General features: G+C 61.7%; 8 protein-coding genes. 4 read left to right on the top strand and 4 right to left on the bottom strand.

The window, feature by feature from the left end; translation table 11 throughout:
• Positions 1–15: 15 nt before the first annotated feature.
• The 3 genes from AC0IW7_RS19060 to AC0IW7_RS19050 all read right to left on the bottom strand — a co-directional run bounded on the left by AC0IW7_RS19060 (position 16) and on the right by AC0IW7_RS19050 (position 3,973).
• A complete protein-coding gene (locus AC0IW7_RS19060; RefSeq protein WP_471820094.1) occupies positions 16–2,361 on the bottom strand; it encodes a TonB-dependent receptor in 2,346 nt (781 codons plus the stop codon).
• An 89-nt stretch (positions 2,362–2,450) separates the two neighbouring features.
• Positions 2,451–3,362, bottom strand: coding sequence for a FecR family protein (locus AC0IW7_RS19055; protein WP_471820092.1), 912 nt, complete (start codon positions 3,360–3,362; stop codon positions 2,451–2,453).
• A gap of 86 nt (positions 3,363–3,448) precedes the next feature.
• Complete coding sequence (locus AC0IW7_RS19050) at positions 3,449–3,973, bottom strand: RNA polymerase sigma factor (protein WP_471820090.1); 525 nt, start codon at positions 3,971–3,973, stop codon at positions 3,449–3,451.
• Between the two features lie 188 nt (positions 3,974–4,161).
• Here AC0IW7_RS19050 and AC0IW7_RS19045 point away from each other — a divergent pair, with 188 nt between their 5' ends.
• Positions 4,162–4,647: a DUF4174 domain-containing protein gene (locus AC0IW7_RS19045; protein ID WP_471820088.1), complete on the top strand. Its 486-nt coding sequence runs from the start codon at positions 4,162–4,164 to the stop codon at positions 4,645–4,647.
• Between the two features lie 2 nt (positions 4,648–4,649).
• On the opposite strand, the gene AC0IW7_RS19040 is transcribed toward AC0IW7_RS19045, so the two are convergent.
• On the bottom strand, positions 4,650–5,078 hold the full coding sequence (locus tag AC0IW7_RS19040; RefSeq protein ID WP_471820086.1) for a YqaA family protein: 429 nt from the start codon (positions 5,076–5,078) through the stop codon (positions 4,650–4,652).
• 1,085 nt (positions 5,079–6,163) lie between these two features.
• Here AC0IW7_RS19040 and AC0IW7_RS19035 point away from each other — a divergent pair.
• The 3 genes from AC0IW7_RS19035 to glgB are packed head-to-tail and all read left to right on the top strand — an operon-like array spanning position 6,164 to position 13,766.
• Entirely contained in the window at positions 6,164–8,185 is a 2,022-nt protein-coding gene (locus tag AC0IW7_RS19035) for an alpha-1,4-glucan--maltose-1-phosphate maltosyltransferase (protein ID WP_471820084.1), read from the top strand.
• An 11-nt stretch (positions 8,186–8,196) separates the two neighbouring features.
• A complete protein-coding gene (gene treS / locus AC0IW7_RS19030; RefSeq protein ID WP_471820082.1) occupies positions 8,197–11,574 on the top strand; it encodes a maltose alpha-D-glucosyltransferase in 3,378 nt (1,125 codons plus the stop codon).
• A complete protein-coding gene (gene glgB / locus AC0IW7_RS19025; protein WP_471820080.1) occupies positions 11,571–13,766 on the top strand; it encodes a 1,4-alpha-glucan branching protein GlgB in 2,196 nt (731 codons plus the stop codon). The genes treS and glgB overlap by 4 nt, the downstream gene beginning before the upstream one ends.
• Positions 13,767–13,846 lie beyond the last annotated feature (80 nt).

The raw sequence follows: 13,846 nt of genomic DNA, 5'->3' as shown, positions 1-13,846 counted from the left end.
GGTTAGCGCAGGTTTTTACAGGTCATACCGCAACACCACGCCGAAGGTACGCGGTGCTCCCACGTCGACAATGTCGGCGCGGTTGTTGGTAACGTATTTCTCGTCGAGCAGGTTCTTCACGTAGCCGGAAACCGCCAGGCCTTTAACCAGTTCGTACTCGCTGTTCAGGTTGACCAGCACATGGTCGTCACTGCGTCGGGTGTGGTTGACCTCGCCGTCGGCATCAAACTCATAAGCCGACGGGCTGCCGGCCTGGTAGACCACGTCAGTGGTCACATTCAGGCCCTTGGCGAAGCGGTAACTGCCGCCGACCGACACTTTGTATTTGGGCGCGAACAGAAACGCCTCGCCGCTGCGGTCGCCGTCTGGCGTTTCGAAGCTTTTGTAGCGACCGTAGGTGTAGGCCATGCCGGCGTTGAGCTTCAGCTGTTCGGTGACGTCGTGCTCGACGAACAATTCCAGCCCGCGAATATCGCTGCGCGCCGCGTTGTAGATTTCGGTGAAATTCTCGCTGGGGTCGAGCAGGCTGACTTGCTGGTCTTTCCACTGCGTGTAGTAGAGGTTGGCGCGGGCGCGCAGGCTGTCGTCGAGCCAGGCGCCGCGATACGACAGTTCGTAGTTGGTGGTGTATTCCGGGTCGTAGGCGGTGTGGCTGCTGCCGGCGCGCACGTTGACGCCGCCGCCTCGGTAGCCGCGCTGCACCATAAAGCCGGCGTATTGGTTCTCGGCAAAGTGATAGTCGAGGCCAATTTTGGGCAGCAGCGCATTGAAGCTTTTGCTCACGTCGGCGTTTATGCCCGCCACTTCATCGTCCACCGTGGTGTCGTTGTTCTCGGCGTCGTAGCGCAGGCCGGTGATCAACGTCCAGTCGGTGGCGAAGTCCCAGTTCAGTTCGCCAAAGACGGCGTTGTTGCGGATCTTGGTGTAGCCCTCAACCGTGGCCACCGTGGTGCCGCTGAATATCAATTCGTCGTGAAAGTTATTGCTGGTGCGGCCGTAGTAGATACCGCTGAAGCCCCGCAGGGTCTCGCCTTCGTAGGCCAGTCTCAGTTCCTGGCTGAACAGATGGGTTTCCTGCGAGCGCGACACCTCGCGATCGGCGTCGGCGCGTTGGTCGAAATCCAGCAGCGAGGTGTAATCGGACTGGGTGCCCGCCGTTTGGCTGGTCAGGGTCCAGGCATCGTTGAGGCGGTAATCGACTTTCGCGCTGCCGGTGTTTTGTTGCAGGGCGTCGTGGGCTTCGGTGTTGGAGGCAATTTTGTAGTACTGCACGCGGTCGTTTTTGCGGTAGATCGAGTTATCGCCCTGCAAGCTGTCGTGGTAGGCGTAGGTGAGCAGGACGTCGAGGTCGTCGTTGGGCAGAATCAGCAATTTGCCGCGCGCATTTTTGTTGCGGTTGGGGTTGGCATCGCTGTCGGTGGTGACGTTGTCGATATAGCCGTCGCCGTCCTGGTAATCCACCGCTATGCGCCCGGCCATTACGCCATCAACCAACGCGCCGCCGCCTGCCACGGCCGCGCCGCTTTCGCCGTAGTTGCCGGCGTTGGTTTGCGCGGAAAGACTCGGTTCGAAGGTTGGGTTGCGGGTTTGAATCACCACCGCGCCGGCCAGCGAGTTGCGGCCCTGGGTGGTGGATTGCGGACCGAGCAGCACTTCCACTTGCTCGACGTCCCACATCGACATGGGGCTGAGGGTGAGCGCGCGGTTGGGCTGTTGCGCGCCGTCGACATACACCGACACGGCGCCGTTGAGGGTGGCGGGGCCCTGATCGTCGAAGCCGGACACCGGTACGCCACGGATGCCCCAGTTCTCGTTGCCTGACTGGGTGTACACGCCGGGCGTGCGGGCGAACACGTTGCCCAGGTTGTTATCGCCATGCTCACGCAAATCGGCCGCTGTGTTGACCACCACGCTGGTTTGCGTTTGCGCCAGGGTGCGACTGATTTTTTCACCGCTGACCATCACCGGCGCGATTTCCAGCGCTGTTCGCGTCTGCGATGCCGCGTGCAGGGTGACGCTGCGTTCGGCGGTGAACTGATAAGCCAAGCCGGTACCGCCAAGCAGCCGGGCGAGCGCCTGTTCCCGGGTATAGGTGCCGGTAACGGCGGTGGAATTCAAACCCTGGGTCACGTGCGCGCCGTACAGCACTTGAATGCCGGTGGCGATGCCATAGCTGGCGAGGGCCGCGTCCAGAGGCTGGGCGGGCAGGTTGAAACTCAGCGTTTGCTGTTCGGTAGCGCCTGAGGTTTGCGCGGCCTGCGCGACGTTCAGCAGCGCCGAACAGCCGAGCATCACGGCGATGGTCAACGCGTGACGTGATGACGGTGTGATGCTCGGCGAACGCTTACGTGTGTGTCCCATTAAATCCCCCAAAACGTCATTTGATAGTTGTTCTTATCTGAATGACGCTGGCCGAAGGGGCGACCCGCAATAAATCAGCAAAAATTTTTCTAGCGCAGCAGCACCACGCCTGCCGGCAGGCGGGTGGCGCTCAGTTGCAGGGTCTGTTCGATATGGCGCAGGGCTTCGTCGGGGCGCTGCAGATGGAATACCCCACTGACCGGCAGCGCCGCGATGCGCGAACTGCTGATCACAATGCGGCCCTGGTGGTAGCGATTGAGCTCGTCCACCAGTTCGCGCAACGGCAGGTTTTTGAACACCAGTAAGCCTTGGCGCCAGGCCAGTTCCTGTTCGGCATCGACCGCCGCCTGCGTGCTGCGGCCTTGAGCGCTATAGCGAAGCTGCTCGCCGGCGTTGAGCAGTTGCTGGCCAAGACCGGGTTGATTGACCGCAATGACCCCTTCGCTGCACGTGACTTTCACCCCGTCGCCTTGCTCACGCACCTCGAACACGGTGCCGATGGCGGTGACGGTGCCGTTCCCGGCGCTGACCACGAAAGGCCGCTTGGCATCGTGTTGCACATGGAAAACCGCGGCGCCTGTGCCCAGCGTGATGAGCCGCTGGTTAGGGCTGAAATCGACATCCAAGCGCGTGGCGGCATCCATTTCCACCACGCTGCCGTCTTCCAATTCAACGCGTTTAACCGTAGCGGCTGGGGTGTGGTAATCGGCCAACAAGGGGCGGGCGTCGGGCGCTACCCCAAGCTGGGCCAAACCCACGACCACCAACGCCACGCACGCCGCCACAGCGCTCGGCCAGCCAAACCGGCGCGCATTGGCGCGGCGCCGTGCGGGCGGGTGGGCGGTCAGTGCCTGGCCGGTTTGTTTCCACAACGCTGCTGCTTCGCGATACGCCTGGGCATGTGCCGGGCTGATGGCGCACCACTCACGCAAGGCACGGGCGTCGTCGACGGTGGCCTCGCCCGAAGTGACGCGCACAACCCAGGCGTTGGCCTGGGTCACGAGGTTTTCCGGGGGCAGGGAGGGGGATTGAACTTGGTTCATCGCACGCAGGGGGCTGGAAAAAGGAGGCTACTGTACATGAGAGCTTAGCGCGTGGACTCGCCCGCCACCTGGCGCAGGCGCTGGCTGCAATGGTCCAGCGCTCGGTGAATTTCCAGCTCGATGGTGCGCACGCTGACGCCAAACCGCTGCGCCAGCGCCTTGTGCGGCAAGCCTTCGATGCGCGCGGCGACAAACAGCTCGCGGCGCCGCGTTGGCAACTCTTCGATGACCTCTAGCAGCCGCTGCAACTGTTGCGCGTCCGAGGTCTTTTGCTCGGCATTGGGCGCCTCATCGGCAATTTCCAACAACGCCTCGATTTCCATGGGTTCGAGTAGACGCCGGGCGTTGGCGCGGGCGTCGTCAATGGCGAGGTTGGTGGCCATACGGCGCAAATACGCCAGCGGGTTGTCCACCGCCTTGTCGCTCTGCGCGCGGCTGAGCTTGAGCCAGGCGTCCTGCAGCAAATCATCAGCCGTGGCCGCACAGCCCGTGCGGCCGGTGAGGTACGCGGCCAGGCTACGACGTTCGGCAACAAAGCAGGCCAGGAGCGAGGAGTATTTGTGCGACATCACTGGAACCGGTAGGCACAAGCGGGCGGAAGGGCCGCTAGCTTAGCCGTAACGACGGCGACTCTCAATTGCAAGGTATTCTCGTTTTGCCTGATTTTGCCAAAATTTCCGCCCGTATGGCCGTGGCCAGTGAACCTTTGCCCCCCGGCGGCGATCATTGACGGGATGGTTTTTCAACGGAGGTTTGTATGTTTTTGCGCTCATTCAGTCTGGCCTTGATGGTTGCGCTCAGCGGCCCGGCGTTTGCCGACGATACCGACAGCCCGCTCGCGGCCGACCGTGGCCAGGCGCGGCCGCTGATCGTGATCGCCAACAGCAGCGCCGATCCGGCACTGGTCAAGCTGCTGGCCGCGCTGAAAGAGCCGGCCAACGAAGCCGCGTTCAAAGAGCGCGACATGGTGCTCTACACGGTGGTGAACACTATTGGCCAGCGCAACGGCAAAGACCTTGACCCGCAAAGCACCATGGCCCTGATTCGCGCGCTGAAGCTGGGCGCCAGCGCCGATGCGAAAGTGATTCTGGTGGGCAAGGACGGCGAGAAGAAGCTGGAACACTCCGGCGCCATCGAGCCGAAGCAGCTGTTCAGCGCAGTGGATGAGATGCCAATGCGTGAGAAGGAAGCGAGCAAGCCGGCGGACGCTGCGGCACCGGCACCTGCGCCGCTGGATGATTAGCGTTAGGCGTAGAGCACCACGGCCGCCAGAGCGAGGTAACGGCCGGCTTTGGCGATAGTCACCAGCAACACGAATCGCCACAGCGGTTCGCGCATCACGCCGGCGATCAAGGTCAGCGGGTCGCCCACCAGGGGCAGCCAACTGAGTAGCAATGTCCAGCAGCCGTAACGCTGGTACCAGCCTTGAGCGCGCAGCAACTGCTGTTCGTTGGCGGGAAACCAGCGGCGCTCGCGGAAGCGCTCGATACCGCGCCCCAGCGCCCAGTTCACCAGCGAGCCCAACACGTTGCCAAGGGTGGCGACCAGCACCAATGCGGCGGGCGAGTAGCTGCCGGCCAGGAGCAGGCCGGCCAGCACCGCTTCCGATTGCAGCGGGAGCAGCGTGGCGGCGATGAAGGCGCTGGTGAATAGGCTGAGGTAGGGGATAAGCATGGGGGCGGACTCTATCGATTGGGTCCGGGGCGGTCTAGATGAATCAGGAGCATTGCGGCTAAAGCGGAATGCCGCCCAGCCGATCCTACAAAATCTGGGCAATCTGTGGGAGCGGCTTTAGCCGCGAGACAGTGATTTGCCCACGATCCGGCAAGTGATCCGACTCGTGATCTCGCTAGTGATCTGGTTCGTGATCTTCCGCTCTTGATTTTGATCTACCTCGCGAGGTTCATCGCAGGCCGAGTGGAGTCGACGTGGAGGGGGTTGAGCGGCCGGGAGCCGCGAGAGGCGCATCGGGCCAGGGACGGCCCGTTGCGCCGTGCCCCCGGAGCGGCGACGGAGCGAGGGAACCCGCAGCGCAGCGTAGGGCCAAGGTAGGAGCTAGACTTTTTGGTTACTTTTGGGGCAATGCCAAAAGTGACTCGCGCGTAAGGCGCGAAATAAAATGCCGCGCAACCGTGGTAACGAAGAACGCCTAAGATTTGAAAGCAAGACCGAATGCTGAAGCTATGCGCAGGTATTCATTACCGCGCGCCCTGAGCGTTTTTGTTTCGCGCCTTACGCGCGAGCTTCTTTTGGCATTGCCCCAAAAGAAGCCAAAAGGTCTAGCTCCTACCTTGGCCTTACGCTGCGCTCCAGGTTCCCTCGCTCCGTCGTTACTCCGGGGGCACGGCGAGACGGGCCATCCTTGGCCCGACACGCCTCTCGCGGCTCCCGGCCGCTCAACCCCCTACGCAACGACTCCACTCGGCCTGCGATAAACCTCGCGGGGTAGATCAAAATCAAGAGCGGAAGATCACGAGCCAGATCACTGGCCAGATCACGCGCTACTTAATTTCCCGCATAAAGCGCGATGCCCCCAGCCCATCCCACGGGCCTCGTGGGTTCTGTAGCAGCGGCTTTAGCCGCGATCCCTGCAAACACCATTGCCTGGCCAACCAATCCATCAAATCCCTGAACTTTTGCTCAAACACGGGGCTCGGAACATTACGCCCCCTGTTTCGCCAGGGATGACGAACTCCAACCAGCCGCCTCCCCATCTCCACCCCGGGCGGCGGCTGTTTGCAAAGAAGGAGCCCGATTCGATGTCGCATGCCAGCCCGTTGGCCCCCCTCAGTCAGGTTGCTGAACGTCAGGCTGCCACCTTGCAATTGGATGACGCCTTGCAGTTGCCGCGCATTGCCATTGAGGCAGTGACGCCCGTGGTCGAGGCCGGTCGGTTTGCCGCCAAGGGTATCGCCGGTTCCGCGGTCACCGTCAGCGCGGTGATTTTCACCGATGGCCACGACAAGATCGACGCGTCGATCCTCTGGCGCGCCGAGCTCGAAGAGAAATGGCACCGCGTGCCGTTGCAGTCTTTGGGCAATGACCTCTGGCAGGGCGAGTTCACCCCCAGCCAGCCCGGGCGCTATCAATTTGCCGTGCAAGCCTGGTGGGATGTCTACGGTACGTTCACCTATGAACTGCTGAAGAAGTTCTCCGCCGGCGTGCCCATTACTCTCGAGCTGCAAGAGGGCGAATTGCTGCTGCGCCGCGCCGCTGAAAACGCTGGCCCCGAACATGCCGAGCTGATGGCCGAACGCTTGCGCACGTTGCAAGACACCCAGTCGGTGGACGAGCGCGTGGCGTTTTTCCTGTCCGCCGAAACCACGGAGGCCATGCGCCACACCGAGGCTCATCCGCACCGGGTTAACAGCCCGGCGTATCCGTTGGATGTCGAGCGCAAGCTGGCGGAGTTCGCCAGTTGGTATGAGCTGTTTCCCCGCTCGGTAACCGATGATGAAGACCGCCACGGCACCTTTCGCGATGTGATTGAGCGTCTGCCGTATGTGCGCGATATGGGTTTTGATGTGCTGTATTTCCCGCCGATTCACCCCATCGGCAAGGCTCACCGCAAAGGCCGCAACAATTCCCTGCAAGCCCGCGCCAATGACCCCGGCAGCCCGTATGCCATCGGCAGTAAAGATGGCGGCCACGATGCCATTCACCCGCAGCTCGGCAGCTTCGAAGACTTTCGCGCATTGGTGCACGCCGCCAAAGAGCACGGTTTGGAAATTGCCCTGGACTTCGCCATTCAATGCTCGCCCGATCACCCGTGGCTGCAAGAGCATCCGGGTTGGTTCAGTTGGCGGCCCGACGGCAGCATTCGTCACGCTGAAAACCCGCCGAAAAAATACGAAGACATCGTTAACGTCGATTTCTATTCCAAAGACGCCATGCCGGATTTGTGGTTGGCGCTGCGCGATGTGGTGAAGGGTTGGGTGGAGCAGGGCGTCACGCTGTTTCGCGTAGACAACCCGCACACCAAACCGCTGCCGTTCTGGGAGTGGTTGATCGCCGATATCCGTACCACTCACCCGGAAGTGATGTTTCTCGCCGAGGCTTTTACGCGCCCAGCGATGATGGCGCGCCTGGGTAAGGTGGGCTTCAGCCAGAGCTACACCTATTTCACCTGGCGCAACACCAAGGCCGAGTTGGCTGAGTACTTCACGCAGCTCAACGAAGCGCCGTGGCGCGATTGCTACCGGCCGAATTTCTTTGTGAATACGCCGGACATCAACCCGGCCTTTTTGCACAACAACGGCCGCGCTGGTTTTCTCATTCGCGCCGCGTTGGCGACCATGGGTTCCGGGCTGTGGGGCATGTACTCGGGCTTTGAAATTTGCGAGTCGGCGCCGGTGCCGGGCAAAGAGGAATACCTGGATTCGGAGAAGTACCAGATCCGTCCGCGTAACTATCAGCAGCCGGGCAACATCGTCAGCGAGATCGCCCAGCTCAATCGCATTCGCCGGCAAAACCCGGCCCTGCAAACCCACCTGGGGCTGCAGATTTACACCTGCTACAACGACAACATTCTGCTGTTCGGCAAACGCACGGCAGACCTCAGTAACTTCGTGCTCGTGGCCGTCAGCCTCGACCCGCACAACGCTCAGGAAGCCCATTTTGAACTGCCGCTGTGGGAGTTCGGGCTGCCCGACGACGCCAATTTGCATGGCGAAGATTTGATGACCGGCCACACCTGGACTTGGTATGGCAAAACCCAATGGATGCGCATTGAGCCGTGGCACCAGCCATTCGGTATCTGGCGTGTGCGCGTAACCGGCTAAGGGAATACGCAATGAGCGACGCAGCGAATAACGAAAAAACTCCAACTGGCAGCAAAGCGCCAGTCGACAGACGCAGTAAAAAACGCCGGCCTGCCGCCTTTATCAATGACCCGCTCTGGTACAAGGATGCGGTGATTTATCAGGTGCACGTGAAGTCGTACTTCGACTCCAACAACGACGGCATCGGCGACTTTCCGGGCCTGATCGCCAAGCTCGATTACATTGCCGATCTGGGCGTGAACACCATTTGGCTGCTGCCGTTCTATCCGTCGCCGCGGCGCGACGATGGTTATGACATCGCCGAATACCGCGACGTACACCCCGACTACGGGACCATGGCCGACGCCAAGCGCTTTTTCGCCGAGGCCCATCGACGCGGCATTCGGGTGATCACCGAGCTGGTCATCAACCACACCTCTGACCAGCACCCCTGGTTCCAGAAAGCACGGCGGGCCAAGCCGGGTTCCAAGGCGCGGGATTTTTACGTGTGGTCTGACAGCGACCAGAAATTCCCGGAAACCCGGATCATCTTTCTCGACACTGAAAAGTCCAACTGGACCTGGGACCCGGTCGCCGGCCAGTACTTCTGGCACCGGTTTTATTCGCACCAGCCGGACCTGAATTTCGACAACCCGCAGGTGCTCAAGGAAGTGTTGAGTGTGATGCGCTTCTGGCTCGACCTGGGCGTGGACGGTTTGCGTCTGGACGCCATTCCATACCTGATCGAGCGCGAAGGCACGAACAACGAGAACCTCGCTGAAACCCACGAGGTGCTGAAGAAAATTCGCGCCGAGCTCGACGCCACCTACCCGGACCGCATGTTGCTGGCTGAGGCCAATCAATGGCCAGAAGACACGCAGCTGTACTTTGGCGGCGAGGATGGCGGTCCCGGTGACGAGTGCCATATGGCGTTTCACTTCCCGCTGATGCCGCGCATGTACATGGCCATCGCTCAGGAAGACCGTTTCCCGATTACCGACATCCTGCGCCAGACCCCGGAAATTCCGGACAATTGCCAGTGGGCCATTTTCCTGCGTAACCACGATGAACTGACGCTGGAGATGGTCACCGACCACGAGCGCGATTACTTGTGGAACTACTACGCCGCCGACCGCCGCGCGCGGATCAATTTGGGTATTCGCCGCCGCCTGGCGCCGCTGGTGGAACGCGATCGCCGACGCATCGAACTGCTCAACAGCATGCTGCTGTCGATGCCGGGCACGCCGACGCTGTACTACGGCGACGAGATCGGCATGGGCGACAACATTTTCCTCGGCGACCGCGACGGCGTGCGCACGCCCATGCAGTGGTCGATCGACCGTAACGGCGGCTTCTCGCGTGCCGACCCAGCCAGCCTGGTGTTGCCGCCGATCATGGACCCGCTCTACGGGTTCCAGAGCATCAACGTCGAAACCCAGCAGCGCGACACCCATTCGTTGCTGAACTGGACGCGGCGCATGCTCGCCATTCGTAAACAACAGAAAGCCTTCGGGCGTGGCACCTTGAAAATGCTCGCACCGGCCAACCGCCGCATTCTGGCGTACCTGCGCGAGTACACCGGCGTGGACGGCAAGCGCGAAATCATTCTGTGCGTGGCCAACGTCTCGCGCGCGGCGCAGGCCGCCGAGCTGGAGCTGTCGGCCTACAACGGCATGGTGCCGGTGGAAATGGTCGGCGGTACGTCGTTCCCGCCAATCGGTCAGCTGAACTACCTGCTGACGCTGCCGCCCTATGGTTTTTATTGGTTCCTGCTTGCTGAAGAAGCACAGATGCCCGCGTGGCATGTGCCGCCGGTGGACCGTATGCCTGAATTGCCAACCCTGGTGATTAAACGTGACCTCAACGAACTGATGCAGGCGCGTTGCAGCACAACCCTGAGCCGCGAATCGTTGCCGGCGTACTTGCCGAAACGTCGCTGGTTCTCGGCGCTGGATGACGCCGCCAACGCGGAATACAAACTGCTGTACGCCGTGCCGTTTGGCCTGCGCAGTGTGCTCAGCGAAGTGCAAGTGCGCAGCGGCGAGCATGTTGAGCACTATCAACTGCCGCTCAGCTACGTGGCGGAAAACACCGCCGGCAGTACCGTGCCGCAGCAATTGGCACTGGCCCGCTTGCGCCGTGGCCGTGAGGTGGGGCTGTTGACCGACGCCTTCACCCTTGGCGAATTCAGCCAGCAGGTGGTGCGTTACCTGCGCGAAAGCCAGACGCTCACCTCCGGCGGCTGCGAGCTGCAATTCCTGCCGACGCCGCAGCTGTTGGAACTGGCCGATAACCCAGACGAAGAAATCAATCCGGTGTCGGCCGAGCAGTCCAACAGCTCGGCGCTGATTGGCGAAAGCATGGTGCTCAAACTGGTGCGCCGGGTGATGCCAGGCATTCACCCGGAAACCGAAATGGGTGGCTACCTGACCGCCCAGGGCTTCGCCAATATTCCGCAGCTGCTCGGTGAAGTGCGCCGGGTCGATAACGAAGGCGTGCCGCATACCTTGATGGTGCTGCAGCAATTCCTCAGCAACCAGGGCGATGCCTGGCTGTGGACGCAAAACACCCTGGAACGGGCGATTCGCGACCAACTTGCGGCGCCGGCCGTCAACGATGCGGACGAAGGCTTGGCCCCAGCCAGCGTCGAACTGGCAGCGTTCGCGCGCATGCTCGGCCGCCGTTTGGGCGAGATGCACAGCGTGCTCGCGCAACCCAGCGACAACCCGGACTTCGGCGGCGTGACCAGCACCGAGGACGATGTGAAGGAGTGGTCGCGCAGCATCGGCGCGCAGTTGGAAGAAGCGCTGGATGTGGTCGCTAACAGCAGCAGCGCCGATGCTGACGCGGTGAAATGGCTGGCGGCCAATCGCAAACCGCTGCTGGCTGCGGTGGGCAAACTGGCCAAGCAATGCCTCGGCGGTTTGCGTATTCGCGTTCACGGCGACTTGCACTTGGGCCAGGTGTTGGTGGTGCAGGGCGACGCTTACCTCATCGACTTTGAAGGCGAGCCGACCCGCAGCTTGGAAGAGCGCCGCATGCGCCACAGCCCGATGAAAGACGTGGCCGGCATGATCCGCTCATTCGACTACGCCGCCGCGATGGCCATCCGCAATACGCAAAGCACCGATGCCTCGCCTGAGGCCGAACAGGTGCGCCGTAACGTCGCCGAAAACTATCGCACCCAAGCTCGCACGGCATTCCAGGAAGCGTATCGCCTGGCGGCCGCCGATTTGCCACACGCCTGGCACGAACGCGACGGCGAAGTGGCGGCCATGACGCTGTTCAGTCTGGAAAAAGCTGCCTACGAAATTCTGTATGAAGCCCGCTACCGTCCCGACTGGCTGAATGTGCCGGTGCAGGGCCTGGTGGAGTTGGGACAAAACCTGTTGGGGAGTGCTGCACGATGATTGATTCCACTGCACTGGCGGCGCGTGAAAGCGCGCTGCCGGACGAGCAAGTCCAGGCATTGGTGCGTGCTGAGCACAATGATCCGTTCGCCTTTCTTGGCCCGCATCGCGACGAGGAGGGGCCGATCATTCGCGCCTACCTGCCTGGCGCGTTGGGCGTCGACTTGATCGACGCCAGCAGCGGCGAAAATCTGGGGGCGATGACCTTGGGCGAAGTGCCGGGCATGTTCACCATTCGCCCGGCCGATGACCGCCGCTACCGCTTGCGCATCCGTTGGGGCGCGGGCGAGCAGGAGATTGAAGACCCGTATTCGTTCGGGCCGCAACTCGGCGACATGGACATTTACCTGTTCAATGAAGGCAACCACCGTGACCTCGGCAAAGCCTTCGGTGCGCAATTAGCCGAAGTGGACGGCATTCCCGGCGTGCGTTTCGCCGTGTGGGCGCCCAATGCCCGGCGTGTTTCCGTGGTCGGCCACTTCAACGGCTGGGACGGCCGGCGCCATGTGATGCGAGCTCGGCATCCGTCGGGCGTGTGGGAAATTTTCATTCCGCGCCTGGGTCCGGGCGAGGTGTACAAGTACGAAATTCTCGGCAGCCACGGCGTGCTGCCGCTAAAGGCCGACCCTATCGCCCTGGCCACCGAGCACCCGCCGGCCACTGGTTCGGTGGTGGCGCAGCCGCTGGAGTTTGTCTGGAACGACCAGCAATGGATCGAAAACCGGCCGCACCATCAGGCGCATAACCAGCCGTTGTCGATCTACGAAATGCACGTGGGCTCGTGGCGTCACGACGATGGCCGCGTGCTGCAGTGGCCCGAGTTGGCTGACCAACTGATTCCGTACATGCACGAGATGGGTTTTACCCACGTCGAACTGCTGCCAATTATGGAGCACCCGTTTGGAGGCTCGTGGGGTTATCAGCTGTTGTCGCAATTCGCCCCCAGCGCGCGCTACGGCACGCCGGCGCAATTTGCCGCGTTCGTCGACGCCTGCCATTGCGCCGGCATCGGCGTGATTCTCGACTGGGTGCCCGCGCATTTCCCGACTGACAGCCACGGCCTGGCGCGTTTCGACGGCACGGCGCTGTACGAATACGCGCACCCGTTCGAGGGCTTCCACCAGGATTGGGACACCTTCATCTACAACCTGGGCCGCAACGAAGTGCACGGCTACATGCTGGCTTCCGCGCTGCACTGGTTGCGCCTGTACCACATCGACGGTTTGCGCGTGGATGCAGTGGCCTCGATGTTGTACCGCGACTATTCACGCAAACAGGGCGAGTGGATTCCCAACCGCCACGGCGGCCGCGAAAACCTGGAAGCCATCGACTTCCTCCGTCACCTTAACGACGTGGTGCATACCGAAGTGCCCGGCGCGCTGGTGATTGCCGAAGAGTCCACCGCCTGGCCAGGCGTCAGCCATGACACCCAAGGTGGCGGCCTGGGCTTCGCCTACAAATGGAACATGGGCTGGATGCACGACAGCCTCAAATACATTGCCGAAGACCCCGTCAACCGCCAGCACCATCACAACCAGTTGACGTTCGGGTTGCTGTACGCGTTTACCGAACAATTCATCCTGCCGATTTCCCACGATGAAGTGGTACACGGCAAGCGCTCGTTGCTCGACAAAATGCCCGGCGACCGCTGGCAGAAATTTGCCAACCTGCGTCTGTATCTGAGCTTTATGTGGACGCACCCCGGCAAGAAATTGCTGTTTATGGGCTGCGAGTTCGGCCAGTGGCGCGAGTGGAGCCACGACCATGAACTGGACTGGTACCTGCTGCGCTACGGCGAACACCAAGGCACGCAGAACCTGGTGAAAACCCTCAACCAGCTGTACCGCCAACACTCGGCCATGCACCAACGTGACGGCCGCGCCGAAGGCTTCCAATGGCTGATCGGCGATGACGCCGCCAACAGCGTCTACGCCTGGTTGCGCCACGGCGACGACGGCGCGCCGTTATTGGTGGTGCACAACTTCACCCCCGTACCGCGCGAAAACTACCGCATCGGCGTGCCGCAGGCGGGGGAATGGCAGGTGTTGCTGAACAGCGATGATGAGCAATTCTCAGGCTCGAACGCAGGCTCGCGAGGCGCCGTGCATACCGACGACGCGCAAGCGCATGGCCAGCCGCAATCGCTGAGCCTCAGCTTGCCGCCGTTGGGGACGTTGGTGTTGAAACCGTAAATGCGCGGTGGGCGTTAGTAAAAATCTCGCGGCTAAAGCCGCTCCTACGGGTAACTGCTTACTCTGTGGGAGCGGCTTTA

It is taken from the genome of Pseudomonas sp. AC229 (genome assembly GCF_979254655.1).
The sequence above is the reverse complement of the archived record's forward strand: the minus strand, read 5'-3'. Positions and strand labels throughout refer to the sequence as shown.

Bases quoted from the DNA above. Each gene is read 5' to 3' on its own strand.
- AC0IW7_RS19040 (WP_471820086.1), bottom strand. From the start codon at position 5,078: ATGCTTATCCCCTACCTCAGCCTATTCACCAGCGCCTTCATCGCCGCC.
- glgB (WP_471820080.1), top strand. From the start codon at position 11,571: ATGATTGATTCCACTGCACTGGCGGCGCGTGAAAGCGCGCTGCCGGAC.
- AC0IW7_RS19050 (WP_471820090.1), bottom strand. From the start codon at position 3,973: ATGTCGCACAAATACTCCTCGCTCCTGGCCTGCTTTGTTGCCGAACGT.
- AC0IW7_RS19035 (WP_471820084.1), top strand. From the start codon at position 6,164: ATGTCGCATGCCAGCCCGTTGGCCCCCCTCAGTCAGGTTGCTGAACGT.
- AC0IW7_RS19060 (WP_471820094.1), bottom strand. From the start codon at position 2,361: ATGGGACACACACGTAAGCGTTCGCCGAGCATCACACCGTCATCACGT.
- AC0IW7_RS19045 (WP_471820088.1), top strand. From the start codon at position 4,162: ATGTTTTTGCGCTCATTCAGTCTGGCCTTGATGGTTGCGCTCAGCGGC.
- treS (WP_471820082.1), top strand. From the start codon at position 8,197: ATGAGCGACGCAGCGAATAACGAAAAAACTCCAACTGGCAGCAAAGCG.